The organism is Rhizorhabdus wittichii (assembly GCF_017607425.1).
Lineage (GTDB): Bacteria > Pseudomonadota > Alphaproteobacteria > Sphingomonadales > Sphingomonadaceae > Rhizorhabdus > Rhizorhabdus wittichii.
This window is the reverse complement of the sequence record NZ_CP059319.1, coordinates 383,742-396,291: the sequence shown is the minus strand read 5'-3', so window position 1 is coordinate 396,291 and position 12,550 is coordinate 383,742. Positions and strand designations below refer to the sequence as shown.

Below are 12,550 nucleotides of genomic sequence, written 5' to 3'. Positions count from 1 at the left end.
CATCAGGCGGCCAGCCGCCGCCGGCCCTCGCCCTGGGGAACGAGCGCGCCGAGGAACTGCTCGGCGCTCCGACGCCAGCCGAAGGTGGCGCCATAGGCTGCCGCCGCGCCGCGATCGCATCGGAGCGCGCGGCCGATCGCCGTCGCCAGGTCGTCGTCCATCGCCGCGCTCGACGGGGCGAGGATGTCGATCGGCCCGGTCACCGGGTAGGCGGCGACCGGCGCGCCGCAGGCGAGCGCCTCGATCATCACCAGCCCGAAGGTGTCGGTGCGGCTCGGGAAGACGAAGACGTCGGCCCCGGCATAGGCGGAGGCCAGTTCCTCGCCGTGCAGCGCGCCGAGGAAGCGGACCTCGGGATAGTCGCGCGACAGGGCGGCGCGGGCCGGGCCGTCGCCGACGACCACCTTGGTGCCCGGCGTGTCGCAGGCGAGGAACGCCTCGATATTCTTCTCCACCGCGACCCGGCCGACATAGAGCTGGATCGGGCGCGGCAGCGCCGCGAAGGCGGGATGCGCCGCGCGGTCGGGGCGGAACAGCGCCAGGTCGACTCCCCTGCCCCAACGCTGCACCGGGCCGACGCCGCGTTGTTCGAGGATCGCCTCGACCGACGGCGTCGAGGCCAGCACCGCCGCCGACGGCGCGTGGAACCAGCGGATATAGTGCCAGAACCAGTCGGCCGGCATGCCGGTGCGCTCGGCGACATAGTCGGGGAACTGGGTGTGATAGGCGGTGGTGAAGGCCAGCCGCCGGCCGAGGCAGTGGCGCCGCGCGGCGAGGCCGATCGGCCCTTCGGTGGCGATGTGGATCGCCTCCGCGCCGAACTCGGCGATGCGGCGGCCGACCCCGGCCTGGGTGGTCAGCGCCAGCCGTATCTCGGGATAGCTGGGACAGGGGACGGTCAGGAACTGGTCGGGCGCGATCACGCAGACCTCGTGCCCCATCGCGCCGAGCTCGGCGGTCACCGCCTGGAGGGTGCGGACGACGCCGTTGACCTGCGGCGCCCAGGCGTCGGTCGCGATCGCGATCCGCATGTCAGGCCGCCATCGCTGCGGCGGCGGTGGCGCCCTGGCGGCGGGCGGCGATCTCGTCGGCCCAGTGGAGCACCTCCATCCGGCCGTCGAAATGCTCGACCAGCGCGGTGCAGCCTTCGACCCAGTCGCCGTCATTATAATAGACGATGTCGCCGAACCGGCGGATCTCGGCGGTGTGGATATGGCCGCAGACGACGCCGTCGACGCCGCGCTCGCCCGCCTCGTGCGCGACCGCCTCCTCGAAGCGCGAGATGAACTCGACCGCGTTCTTGACCTTGTGCTTGGCGTGCTTGGAAAGCGACCAATAGGGCAGGTCGAACCACTGGCGGACCGTGTTGATCACCACGTTCAGCCGCATCAGCGTCTCATAGGCGAAATCCCCGGCGAAGGCGAGCCAGCGGTGGCACATCACCACCGTGTCGAACTCGTCGCCATGGGTGACCATCAGCCGGCGGCCGTCGGCGGTCTCGTGGATCGCGCTGCGGCGGATCTCGATCCCGCCGAAGGTCATGCCCGAATATTGGCGGAACATCTCGTCATGGTTGCCGGGGATGAAGACGACGCGGGTGCCGCGCTTGGCGCGCTTCATCACCCGCCAGACGATGTCGTTGTGCGCCGACGGCCAGTACCAGCTCCGCTTGAGCCGCCAGCCGTCGATGATGTCGCCGACCAGGTACATCGTCTCGCTGTCGGTCGAATCGAGGAAGTCGATCAGCATCTGCGCGTTGCAGCCGCGCGTGCCGAGATGGATGTCCGACACCCAGATGGTGCGATAGCGGCGGCGCTGGCGGCGGGCCTCGGGCGTGGCGGGACGGCTGCCCTGGGCAGCGGCGATCCGGGTGATGGCGTTCATCGCTCGTCTCCTGTCTGGATGACGTGCGGAGCCTATGATTCAACTATGTTACAGCCGCCTCGACAATAGCTTACGGCTTTGTGACAGCAACCTGACCCGTTTCGCAGGTGCAGCGGAAAGGTCGTGCGATCGCAGGTCGATAAGCCTGCTTTATGATAATGGCCGTCAGCTTTGTTTCCGGACGGCAACGGCGCGGTGCTACGGGATTTTCAACGCTTTTCAGGGGATAGGTTCGATGCGGGTCTATGGCGATTCGATTTCCGGCAACTGCCTGAAGGTCAAATGGACGGCCGACCTGCTGGGGATTCGCCATGAGTGGATCGAGACGAGCGTGCTCGACGGAGCGACGCGGACGCCCGATTTCCTGGCGATGAACCCGGCGGGACAGGTGCCGCTGGTCCGCTATGACGACGGCCGCACCATCGCCCAGTCGAACGCGATCATCCTGAGCCTCGCCGAAGGATCGGCGCTGATCCCCGCCGACGCCCATCAGCGGGCGAAGATGCTCGAATGGCTGTTCTGGGAGCAATATAGCCACGAGCCCTATGTCGCGGTGGCGCGCTTCCAGGTCCATTATCTGGGCAAGGCGGTGGCCGATCTGGAGCCCCGCGTGGTCGAGCGCGGCAAGGGCGCGCTCAAGCTGCTCGACGAGCAACTGACCGGGCGGACCTTCCTGGTCGGCGACGCGCTCAGCCTCGCCGACATCGCGCTGGTCGCCTATACGCGGGTCGCGGACGAGGGCGGGTTCGAGCTGGGCGACTATCCGGCGGTGCGACGCTGGATCGGGCGGGTGGAAGAAGTGCTGGGGATCTAGGCCCCTCTCCCTTTGATCACGTCACCCCAGCCTTCGCTGGGGTGACGTAGAAGAAGATCAAGCCTCGGCCGGCTCGCGCACCGGGTTTTCGTGCAGCCAGGCCAGCACCTTGTCGGGGGCGCTTTCGCCATAGGGGTCGTCGTCGGCGCCGACATCGTTGATGCCGGGCTCCTCGAACCAGCCGGTGATCCGGCCGTCGTCGACCACCATCGCATAGCGCCACGAACGGTCGCCGAAGCCGAGATGGTCCTTGTTGATCAGCATGCCCATGCGGCGGGTGAAGTCGCCCGATCCGTCGGGGAGCATCCTGGTCTTCTCGACGCCGAGCTGCTTCGCCCACTGGTACATGACGAAGGCGTCGTTGACCGACAGGCAATAGACCTCGTCGGCGCCCCGCGCGCGGAGCTCGTCATAGCTGCGCTCATAGGCCGGACACTGCTCGGTCGAACAGGTCGGGGTGAAGGCGCCCGGCAGCGCGAACACGACGACGCGGCGGCCCGCGAACAGCTCGCCGGTGTGGACGTCCTGCCAGCGGAAGGGATTGGGGCCGCCCACGCTCTCGTCGCGCACGCGGGTCTTCAGGGTCACGTTGGGAACCGTACGTCCGATCATCGATCGTCCTTTCTCTGAATGGGGTGGCCGCCTTCTGCCGAAGCGCGACTGATCGATCCAATCAGAAAGAACGGTTTCAGTTATCGAAAACGTCGAACAATGGATTATTGGATCGGCCCTTCGGCGCGTCCCTGAACGAACTGATCCACATAAGGGTTGCCGCTGTCGTACAGCCGGTCGCGCGGGCCGCTCCAGACGATCCGCCCCTGGTAGAGCATGGCGACCCGATGGGCGATCTTGCGCGCCGAGGCCATGTCGTGGGTGATGGTCAGCGCGGTGACGCCCAGTTCCTCGACCAATTCGACGATCAGGTCATTGATCACGTCGGCGCGGATCGGGTCGAGGCCGGTGGTCGGCTCGTCGAAGAAGATGATCTCCGGCCGGGGCGCGATCGCGCGGGCGAGCGCGACGCGCTTCTGCATGCCGCCCGACAATTCGCTCGGCCGCAGGTCGAGCACCTGGGAGCCGAGGCCGACCCGTTCGAGATTCTCGGCGGCGATCTTCCGCATCTTCGCGGCGTCGCGCATCCGCCCCTGGGTCAGCGCGAAGGTGACGTTGCGCCAGATCGGCAGCGAATCGAACAGCGCCGAGCCCTGGAACAACATGCCGAACTTGGCGCGCGCGGTTTCCAGCTCGCGCGCCGACATCGCCATCAGGTCCTCTCCGTCGACGCGGATCGCGCCGCGATCGGGCCGGATCAGGCCGAGGATGCATTTGAGCATGACCGACTTGCCGCTGCCCGACTGGCCGATGATGACCAGCGATTCGCCGCGCTCGATCGCGAGGTCGACGCCGTCGAGGACCGCGTTGCCGCCGAACGCCTTGCGGACGCCCTCCAGCACGATCTTGTGGTTGTCCGCCATCAGCCGAACGCCATCAGGGTGATGATCATGTTCGACAACAGGATCAGGATGAAGGCGGAGACGACCGCGTCGGTGGTGGCGCGGCCGACGCCGGCGGCGCCGCCCTGCGCGCGGAAGCCGTGATAGCAGCCCATCAGCGCGATGAAGAAGCCGAAGAAGGCCGACTTGACCAATGCCATCTGCAGGTCGGTCGCGGTCAGGAACTGGCGGGTGGTGTCGAGATAGCCGACCGCGTTGAAGCCGAGCTTGTAGACCGCGACGAAATAGCCGCCGAAGATGCCGATCGCATTGGCGACGAGCACCATCAGCGGGATCGCGATCAGCGCCGCGAACAGGCGCGGCGCGATCAGGTAGCGATAGGGATCGGTGCGCAGCGTGGTCAGCGCGTCGAGCTGCTCGGTCACGCGCATCGTGCCGAGCTCGGCCGCCATCGCCGAGGAGACCCGCCCCGCGACCATCAGGCCGACCAGCACCGGCCCCAGCTCGCGGACGATGCCGAGCACGACGATCGCCGGCACGGTCGAGGTGGCGTTGAAGCGCGAGCCGGCGGTGAAGGTCTGCTGCGCCAGCGCCGCGCCCGAGAAGATCGCGGTCATGCCGACGACCGGCAGCGAGAACCAGCCGATCTGCATCAGCTGCTCGAACAGCCGCGACGGATAATAAGGCGGGCGGACCGCGCGCGAGATCGTCGTCGCGGCGAACACCGTCACCCTGCCGATGGCGGCGAGCGCCGCGATGAAAAGCCGGCCGATCGAGCCGAAAAATCCGATAACAGGCTGCAAAGTCGCGGACATCCTACTCTTTCCACCGCCGCTGATAGCGACTGCCCAGCCCGGTCAGCAACTCATATTGCGAAAGTCCGGTCCGATCGGCGGCGCTTTCGAGCGCATAGTCGATCTCCAGCCAGTCGCCCTCGGCGGCATCGGCCCCGGTGAGATCGACCGCGATCAGGTCCATCGACACGCGCCCGGCGAGCGGGCAGCGCCGCCCGTTCACCAGCGCCGCGCCATTCCCTGCGAAGGCGCGGAGATAGCCGTCCGCATAGCCGAGGTTGAGGATCGCGACGCGCATCGGCCGCTCCGCCGTGAAGGTCGCGCCATAGCCGATCGTGTCGCCGGCCGGCACGTCGCGGACCTGAAGCACCTGCGCCTCGATCCGGACGACGCGGACGATATGGCCCCGTGCCTCGGGCCGGGGGATGCCGCCATAGAGCGCGATGCCGGGACGGATCAGGTCGAAGCCGTAATCGGGCCCCAGGCAGGCGCCCGCCGAATTGGCGAGGCTATGGCGCTTCGCCGCCACCCGCCCGCGCAAATCGACGAAGCGCGCGCGCTGGCGCTCGTTCATCGGGCTGCCGGGCTCGTCGGCGCAGGCGAGATGGCTGAGCAGCAGGTCGATCTCCAGCCCGTCGAGCAGGCCCGAACAGGCCTCCTCGACGGTGAGGCCGAGCCGGTTCATGCCGGTGTCGACCATCACGTCGCACGGGCGTCCCGGCGCCCCCGCCTTCCAGCGCGCGACCATCGCCGGGCTGTTGAGCACCGGCCGGGCGCGCGAGGCGAGCGCCGCCGCGAGGTCCTCCTCGCGCAGGCCGTGGAGCACCGACAGGCCGGCGCCGAACGGCAGCGAGCCGAGCGCCTCGGTCTCCGCCCAGGTCGCGACGAAGAAGTCGCGGCACCCGGCGTCGGCGAGCCGGCGCGACACCTCGACCGCGCCGAGCCCATAGGCGTCGGCCTTGATCGCCGCCCCGGCGGGCGCCGCCGCCCGCTCGCCGAGCCAGCGCCAGTTGGCCACGAGGGCCTGCGGATCGAGATCGAGGCGGAGGGGGAGGAACTCTTGCGTCACCTCCGGGGCGATAGCCGCCCCGGCCGCGCTATTCCAGTTCCTTTCCCGCCGTCTCGGGCAACCAGACCAGCGCGATCAGGAACGCCACGCCCGCGACGATGAACGTGTACCAGAAACCGGCGAAGGGATCGCCGGTGCGGGCGACGATATATTGGCTGATGAAGGGCAGGAAGCCGCCGAAATAGCCGGTGCCGATATGATAGGGCACCGACAGCGAGGTGTAGCGCACCCGCGCCGGGAACAGCTCCACCATCACCGCCGCCGACGGCCCGTAGGTCATCCCCGAGAAGAAGCCGAGGATCAGCAGATAGACGAAGATCTTCGCCGAATCGCCGAGCGAGGGGGTGACCTTGGCGAGGTCGTAGCCGGCGGCGGCGAGCCCGGCCTCGAGGCTCTCGGCGTCGCTCGCATCGACCGGCGCGCCGCCGATCGTGACGGCGGGCGCCGTGCCGGGGACGCCGTCGACCTTGGTGTAGGCGACGCCCTTCTTCGACAGCGCGTCGAGGACCTTGCCGCAGGCGGTCTCCTGCCGCGAGGCGAAGGGATCGTAGCGGCAGTCGCTGCCCGTCACGACCACCGGCGCGCGCTCCATCGCGGCGGCGAGGCCGGGATTGGCGGCGGCCGCGATCCAGTGGAACAGCGGGAAGAGGAAGACCAGCGTCAGCACATAGCCGGTCAGGATCAGCCGGCGGCGGCCGATCCGGTCCGACAGCCAGCCGAACAGGATGAAGCCGAACACCGCCCCGAACGCGGCCGCGCCGACCAGCACGCGCGCGACCATGTCGTCGACCCGCAGACTGTTCTGGAGGAAATAGAGCGACTGGAACTGGCCGACATACCAGATCACCGTCAGCCCCGCCGACAGGCCGAACAGCGCGAGCAGGATGCGCCGGACCTTGGCCCAGCTGTCGAAGCTTTCGCGCAGCGGGTTGCGGGCGACCTCGCCCTTCTCCTTCATCGCCGTGAAGACCGGGCTTTCGCTGAGCTTGAGCCGTACCCAGAGCGAGATGCCGAGCAGCACCAGCGAGAAGAGGAAGGGAATGCGCCAGCCCCAGGCGGCGAACGCCTCCTTGTCGACGAACTGGTTCGACAGCAGCACCACCGACAGGCTGAGCATGAAGCCGACGCTGACCCCCGACTGGATGAAGCTGGTATAGAAGCCGCGCCGGTTGCGGGGCGCATGTTCGGCGACATAGACCGCCGCCCCACCATATTCGCCGCCGAGCGCCAGCCCCTGGAGGATGCGGCAGAAGACGAGCAGGATCGGCGCGGCGACGCCGATCGTCGCATAGGTCGGCAGCAGCCCGACCGCGGCGGTGGCCACGCCCATCAGCGTGATGGTGACGAGGAAGGTGTATTTGCGGCCCAGCCGGTCGCCGAGCACCCCGAACAGGATCGCGCCGAGCGGCCGCATGCCGAAGCCGACGCCGAAGCTGCCGAGGAAGATCAGGAAGCTGACGGCCGGATTGTCGGACGGGAAGAAATGGCCGGCGACGATCGTGGCGAGCGTTCCGTAGACGAAGAAGTCATACCATTCGAACGCGGTGCCCAGCGTCGACGCGAAGATGACCAGCCGGTCGCGCCGCACATCGATCCCGCCGTCCGCCGCCATCCCCTGCCCTCATCCCATTGTCGTCGTGACCATCGACTATGGCAGCGGACCGCGACGGACAAGTGGGCGTGGCCGGTCCTGCGCGGAGGGGTCAGCCGTCTTGCGGCCTGCGCCGCGCCGCGTCCATCAGCGGGTGGCGCGCATTGACCAGCTCGACCAGATGGGCGCTGTTGACATGGGTATAGATCTGGGTGGTGGCGATATCGGCGTGGCCGAGCATCGTCTGGAGCGCGCGGAGGTCGGCGCCGCCTTCGAGCAGATGGGTGGCGAAGGCGTGGCGCAGCACGTGCGGGCTGATCCGCTGCGGCGGGATGCCCGCCTCGGCGGCCAGCTCGCGGACGAGCTGGAACAGGCGGACCCGGCTGAGATGGCCGTGGCCCGAGGGGAACAGCCAGGGCTGGTCGGTAGGGACATGGGCGCCCCATTCGGCCACGGCCATCCGCGCCCGGTCGGAGATCGGCACCAGCCGCTCGCGCCCGCCCTTGCCGCGCAGGATCAGGAACGGCCGGTCGCCCCGCAGCGCGTGGCGCGGCAGCGAGACCAGCTCGGTCGCGCGCAGCCCCGATCCGTAGAGCAGTTCGACCAGCGCGATCAGCCGCAACGTCAGCGGATCGGCATGGCGATCGCGCCGCCGCTCCTCCAGCGTGTCGAACAGCCGCTCGATATCGCTATGCGACAGGGTGCGCGGCAGAGCGCGCTGCACCGCCGGGCGCGGCAGCGCGTCGGACGGGTCGTCGCGGCGGATGCCCTCCTCCTCCAGGAAGGCGAAGAAGCGGCGCAGCACCGACGCCTTGCGCGCGACGCTGGTCCGGCTGAGCGCCATCCATTCGCCGCCGAGCGTCTGGAGCCCGGCCGTGTCGGCGTCGACCAGGCCGCCGCCGAGCAGCTCCGACGCGCCGCGCAGGTCCGATCCATAAGCGAGCAACGTGTTCCGCGCCGCCCCGCCCTCGGCCGCGAGCATCTCCAAGAACTGGGCGATCGCCTCGGAATCCTTCACCTTAATTCCTCCCTGGCGAAGCCGGGGAGGGGGACCATCCGTAGGATGGTGGAGGGGCCTGCGAGAGCCAGCGTCGGACGCCCCCTCCACCGCTCTTCGAGCGGTCCCCCCCCCATCGCGATGCGATGGGGAGGAATTGAAGGAGCCTCGCCATTACAAGCGGGTCATCGCCTCGGCCGCGATCATGCGCGCCTCGCCGTCGAGACCGACGTCGTGCAGCGCGCGGATCATCGTCGCGAACATCGCCGAGGACAGGCCGCTCCAGCCGGTCTTCTGCATCCCGACCGCGACCAGCAGCGCCACCGTCGCCGGCTCCTTGCGGTCGGCGGCCTGAAGCAGCAGCCGGCCCCAGTTGCTGCGATTGTCGAACCCGACCTGATATTCCTGCAGCAGGCGCATCTGCTCCTCGGTCTGCAACCGGTCGAGCCCAGCGAGCGCGGCGAGCAGCAGGCGCAGCTTCTGCGGATTCTCGGCGCTCCAGCGGTCGGCGACCGCCGACAGCCGGTCGGCCGAGACGTCGACGACGGCGCGCGGCGTGCCGACCGCGAGGATCGCCCAGGCGTCGTCGCCCTTGCCCGCCGACATGCCGGAGACGATCGGCGCCCAGGCCGCCGCCTTGCGGTCGAGCCCGGCCGACATCATCGACCCGATCAGGCCGGCCGCGTCGGAGACGTGATCGCTGTCGGGCGCGATGCGCGCCGCCGCGCGGGCCGTCAGGATCAGCCCGGCATAGCGGTCGACCTGCTTGCCGTCGCCCTGCCCTTCGCCGCTCCAGAAGCCCCGCATCGCCGAGAGGCGCGCGCCAGCATCGTCGCCCGCATAGCAGAGGCGCAGCCGGCCGGCCGGGGTGTCGCTGGAGAAGTCGCCGCTCTCGTCGGCGGCCTGCGCGTAGAGGTCGACCAGCGCCGAATTGGAGAAGACGCCGAGCCGCGCCGCCGTCATCGCCGCATCGAGCCGCTCGGCGGGCGGGATCATCGGCGCCCGCGCGCTCCACGCCACCACCTGCGGGCCGACCGTGCGATAGAGATCGGCCGGAATGGTCAGGCCGAGCGCGCTCGCCATGCCGAAGCGCCAGGCGGTGAGCTGGTTGACCCCGGTCCATTCGACGCTGATGCTGCGCCGGCCGGCGCCGTTGACGCCCATCATCCGTTCGGCGAGCTGGACGTCGATGCCCTGCGGATTGCTGGTCCGGCGGCGCGCCTGGTCCATCAGCACGTCGGCGATCGCGGTGTCGCCCGACAGCGCCGCGCAGATCGCCCGCGCCATCGGCCAGACCGCCTCGCGGCTGCGGATCGCGCCGCCGTCGGCCAGCGCGCAGAGCCCCGCCGCGTCGGCGCCGGCGAGCGCGCTCTGCCCCGCGACGGTGTAGAGCTTGGCGTTGAAGCGATCGACGTCGACGCCCTCGATCAACATCCGCGCGCCGTCCGCCTCGCCCATCCGCAGCAGCAGCCAGGCCCGTTCGGCGATCCAGTCGGGCGCCGAGACATTGTCCGGCGTGCCCACCCGGGTCAGCAGCGCGCGGCGCAGCGTGATCGAAGCCCAGCGCGAGGCGATCGGCACGTCCAGCCGCCGCATCAGCGCGGAAAGGAAGCGGCCGTCGGCCATGCCCCAGGCATTGGGCCCGAAGCCCGCGAGCGGCCCGACCGCGTCGATCGAGCGGCGCGCCGAAGGCGGCAGCTCCTCGACCGGGACGACCGGCGCATCGGGCTCGGCCAACGCGAAGATGGCGGGGTCGAGCGTCAGCGTGGGCGCAACCGACGCGCCGGGCGCGGCCGGTGCCGCCTGCGTCGGGCCGGCGGTCGGCTGGGCCGGCGCGGGGGCGGCCGGCTGCGGCCGATTGGCCGGCGGCGGCTGGTTGCCGAAGCCGGGCGGCAGCAGCGATTCCTGCGCGAATGCGGCGACCGCGGCCAGCGAGGCCACACCCGCCGTCAGCGCGAGGAAGGCCTTCTTACTTGGCCTGGGCTTCATTCAGCATCGCCTTCTCGACCGTCACGGGCGGCTTTTCGGTGTTCACGAAGCTCAGGGCCACCAGCGCCACGACGATGATGATGACGACACTCGACAGGATGAAGCTGAACCGCGACATGGACTTCCCTTAAAAACTCTGGCCTTGAAACTGTGACTCTGGCCTTGATTCCGACGGCCCCGGCCGGGCCGGACAGGTTGCAATCGACGTGCTTTTGCCCGAGGGGGCGCCCATGTGTATAGCCCTCGACGACATGCCGCAAAGCCTGCCTCCCAATCTTCCCCATTTTGACCGTCCGCTGGTCCTGATCGGGCTGATGGGCGCAGGCAAGTCGACGATCGGCAAGCGGCTCGCGGCGCGCGTCCACCTCCCCTTCGTCGACGCCGACCAGGAGATCGAACGCGCGGCGGGGCTGACCATCTCCGAGATTTTCGCGCGATTCGGCGAGAAGGAATTCCGCGACGGCGAGCGCCGGGTGATCGCCCGGCTGATCGACGGCCGGCCGAAGGTGATCGCGACCGGCGGCGGCGCCTTCATGCAGGAGGAGACCCGCGCGCTGATCCTCGACCGCGCCACCGCGGTCTGGCTCGATGCCGACATCGAGGTGCTGGCCGACCGGGTCGGCCGGCGCGAGGGCACCCGCCCGCTGCTCAAGGACCGCGACGCGCGCGAGGTGCTGGCCGAACTGGCGGCGGTCCGCAATCCGGTCTATGCGCTCGCCCCCATCCACATCCGCAGCCAGCCGCTGCCGCACGACGCCACGGTCGATGCGATCCTCAAGGCACTGACGCAATGACCGTACGGGTTTCGCTGGGCGACCGCAGCTACGACATCACCATCGAGAACGGCGCGCTCGACCGGGCGGGCGAACTGCTGGCCCCCTATGCCGCGCGGGGCCGCTTCATCGTCGTCACCGACCGCAACATCGTCCCCAACCAGCTCTACCGGCTGGAGACGGCGCTGACCGGCGCCGGCATCGCCAGCGCGGTCGAGGTGCTGCCGCCGGGCGAATCGACCAAGAGCTGGGCGATGCTCGAGAAGCTGACCGACGCGCTGCTGAGCTACGGGGTCGAGCGCGGCGACACGATCGTCGCGCTGGGCGGCGGGGTGATCGGCGACCTGGTCGGCTTCGCGGCGGCGATCCTCAAGCGCGGCTGCCGCTTCGTGCAGGTGCCGACCACGCTGCTCGCCCAGGTCGATTCCTCGGTCGGCGGCAAGACCGCGATCAACAGCAAGGCCGGCAAGAACCTGATCGGCGCCTTCTACCAGCCCGCCCATGTCCTGATCGACCCGACCACGCTCGACACGCTGCCCCCGCGCGAGACCCGCGCCGGCTATGCCGAGGTCGTCAAATACGGCCTGATCGACGACGCCGACTTCTTCGCCTGGTGCGAGGCGAACGGACCGAAGCTGCTGGCCGGCGATCCCGAGGCGCGCGCCGTCGCGATCGCCAAGAGCGTCGGCGCCAAGGCCCGCATCGTCGGCGAGGACGAGCGCGAGACCAGCGGCCGTCGCGCGCTGCTCAACCTCGGCCACACCTTCGGCCATGCGCTGGAGGCGGAGACCGGCTTCTCCGACCGGCTGCTCCATGGCGAGGCGGTCGCCGCCGGTATGGCGCTCGCCTTCCGCTTCTCGGCGGCGCAGGGCCTGTGCCCGCCCGAGGATGCCCGCCGCGTGACCGCGCACATCGCGGCCACCGGCCTGCCCGCGACGCTCCAGGCCGCCGGCGTCGATGCCGGCGGCGCGACGCTGGTCGGCCATATGCAGCACGACAAGAAGATGGAGGGCGGCCGCCTGCCCTTCCTGCTCGCGCGCGGCATCGGCGAGACCTTCCTCGACAAGCAGGTCGACCTCGCCGCGGTCGAAGCCTTCCTCGACGCCGAGCGCACCGCTACGGCCTGAGCCGTTTCGGACGTTTCCGGCGGTTTGACGCCCGGGCTTCCTTCGCTAGGCTGATCGC

The 12,550-nt window shown here is 69.6% G+C and carries 13 protein-coding genes; 3 read left to right on the top strand and 10 right to left on the bottom strand.

Annotated features, from left to right (window positions below):
• Nucleotides 1-2: 2 nt before the first annotated feature.
• Both HRJ34_RS01890 and HRJ34_RS01885 read right to left on the bottom strand, forming a co-directional pair.
• Nucleotides 3-1,031: a glycosyltransferase family 4 protein gene (locus HRJ34_RS01890; protein ID WP_208633192.1), complete on the bottom strand. Its 1,029-nt coding sequence runs from the start codon at nt 1,029-1,031 to the stop codon at nt 3-5.
• A 1-nt stretch (nt 1,032) separates the two neighbouring features.
• Nucleotides 1,033-1,884, bottom strand: a complete 852-nt coding sequence (locus HRJ34_RS01885) for a UDP-2,3-diacylglucosamine diphosphatase (protein WP_011950871.1) — start codon at nt 1,882-1,884, stop codon at nt 1,033-1,035.
• A 235-nt stretch (nt 1,885-2,119) separates the two neighbouring features.
• Between HRJ34_RS01885 and HRJ34_RS01880 the strand changes: the two genes are divergently transcribed.
• On the top strand, nt 2,120-2,698 hold the full coding sequence (locus HRJ34_RS01880; RefSeq protein WP_208633191.1) for a glutathione S-transferase family protein: 579 nt from the start codon (nt 2,120-2,122) through the stop codon (nt 2,696-2,698).
• 57 nt (nt 2,699-2,755) lie between these two features.
• Here HRJ34_RS01880 and HRJ34_RS01875 read toward each other — a convergent pair whose 3' ends face one another.
• The 8 genes from HRJ34_RS01875 to HRJ34_RS01840 all read right to left on the bottom strand — a co-directional run bounded on the left by HRJ34_RS01875 (nt 2,756) and on the right by HRJ34_RS01840 (nt 10,710).
• Complete coding sequence (locus tag HRJ34_RS01875; protein ID WP_011950869.1) at nt 2,756-3,310, bottom strand: peroxiredoxin; 555 nt, start codon at nt 3,308-3,310, stop codon at nt 2,756-2,758.
• Nucleotides 3,311-3,414: 104 nt separating this feature from the next.
• A complete protein-coding gene (locus tag HRJ34_RS01870; protein ID WP_011950868.1) occupies nt 3,415-4,173 on the bottom strand; it encodes an ABC transporter ATP-binding protein in 759 nt (252 codons plus the stop codon).
• Nucleotides 4,173-4,967: an MlaE family ABC transporter permease gene (locus HRJ34_RS01865; RefSeq protein ID WP_011950867.1), complete on the bottom strand. Its 795-nt coding sequence runs from the start codon at nt 4,965-4,967 to the stop codon at nt 4,173-4,175. Before HRJ34_RS01865 ends, HRJ34_RS01870 begins: the two co-directional genes overlap by 1 nt.
• Before the next feature lies 1 nt (nt 4,968).
• On the bottom strand, nt 4,969-6,015 hold the full coding sequence (gene alr, locus HRJ34_RS01860; RefSeq protein ID WP_208633190.1) for an alanine racemase: 1,047 nt from the start codon (nt 6,013-6,015) through the stop codon (nt 4,969-4,971).
• Nucleotides 6,016-6,043: 28 nt separating this feature from the next.
• Nucleotides 6,044-7,627: an MFS transporter gene (locus HRJ34_RS01855; protein ID WP_208633189.1), complete on the bottom strand. Its 1,584-nt coding sequence runs from the start codon at nt 7,625-7,627 to the stop codon at nt 6,044-6,046.
• Nucleotides 7,628-7,718: 91 nt separating this feature from the next.
• Nucleotides 7,719-8,624, bottom strand: coding sequence for a tyrosine-type recombinase/integrase (locus tag HRJ34_RS01850; protein ID WP_208633188.1), 906 nt, complete (start codon nt 8,622-8,624; stop codon nt 7,719-7,721).
• 153 nt (nt 8,625-8,777) lie between these two features.
• Nucleotides 8,778-10,592, bottom strand: a complete 1,815-nt coding sequence (locus HRJ34_RS01845; protein WP_208633187.1) for a hypothetical protein — start codon at nt 10,590-10,592, stop codon at nt 8,778-8,780.
• Nucleotides 10,573-10,710, bottom strand: a complete 138-nt coding sequence (locus HRJ34_RS01840) for a hypothetical protein (RefSeq protein WP_011950862.1) — start codon at nt 10,708-10,710, stop codon at nt 10,573-10,575. The genes HRJ34_RS01845 and HRJ34_RS01840 overlap by 20 nt, the downstream gene beginning before the upstream one ends.
• Nucleotides 10,711-10,843: 133 nt before the next feature.
• Here HRJ34_RS01840 and HRJ34_RS01835 point away from each other — a divergent pair, with 133 nt between their 5' ends.
• Nucleotides 10,844-11,386: a shikimate kinase gene (locus HRJ34_RS01835; RefSeq protein ID WP_029994987.1), complete on the top strand. Its 543-nt coding sequence runs from the start codon at nt 10,844-10,846 to the stop codon at nt 11,384-11,386.
• Nucleotides 11,383-12,492 (top strand): 3-dehydroquinate synthase, encoded by a 1,110-nt coding sequence (gene aroB / locus HRJ34_RS01830; RefSeq protein ID WP_208633186.1) that lies wholly within the window; start codon nt 11,383-11,385, stop codon nt 12,490-12,492. Before HRJ34_RS01835 ends, aroB begins: the two co-directional genes overlap by 4 nt.
• Nucleotides 12,493-12,550 lie beyond the last annotated feature (58 nt).

Bases quoted from the DNA above. Each gene is read 5' to 3' on its own strand.
- aroB (WP_208633186.1), top strand. From the start codon at position 11,383: ATGACCGTACGGGTTTCGCTGGGCGACCGCAGCTACGACATCACCATC.
- HRJ34_RS01890 (WP_208633192.1), bottom strand. From the start codon at position 1,031: ATGCGGATCGCGATCGCGACCGACGCCTGGGCGCCGCAGGTCAACGGC.
- HRJ34_RS01875 (WP_011950869.1), bottom strand. From the start codon at position 3,310: ATGATCGGACGTACGGTTCCCAACGTGACCCTGAAGACCCGCGTGCGC.
- HRJ34_RS01885 (WP_011950871.1), bottom strand. From the start codon at position 1,884: ATGAACGCCATCACCCGGATCGCCGCTGCCCAGGGCAGCCGTCCCGCC.
- HRJ34_RS01880 (WP_208633191.1), top strand. From the start codon at position 2,120: ATGCGGGTCTATGGCGATTCGATTTCCGGCAACTGCCTGAAGGTCAAA.
- HRJ34_RS01870 (WP_011950868.1), bottom strand. From the start codon at position 4,173: ATGGCGGACAACCACAAGATCGTGCTGGAGGGCGTCCGCAAGGCGTTC.
- HRJ34_RS01855 (WP_208633189.1), bottom strand. From the start codon at position 7,627: ATGGCGGCGGACGGCGGGATCGATGTGCGGCGCGACCGGCTGGTCATC.
- HRJ34_RS01835 (WP_029994987.1), top strand. From the start codon at position 10,844: ATGCCGCAAAGCCTGCCTCCCAATCTTCCCCATTTTGACCGTCCGCTG.
- HRJ34_RS01865 (WP_011950867.1), bottom strand. From the start codon at position 4,967: ATGTCCGCGACTTTGCAGCCTGTTATCGGATTTTTCGGCTCGATCGGC.
- HRJ34_RS01840 (WP_011950862.1), bottom strand. From the start codon at position 10,710: ATGTCGCGGTTCAGCTTCATCCTGTCGAGTGTCGTCATCATCATCGTC.
- HRJ34_RS01845 (WP_208633187.1), bottom strand. From the start codon at position 10,592: ATGAAGCCCAGGCCAAGTAAGAAGGCCTTCCTCGCGCTGACGGCGGGT.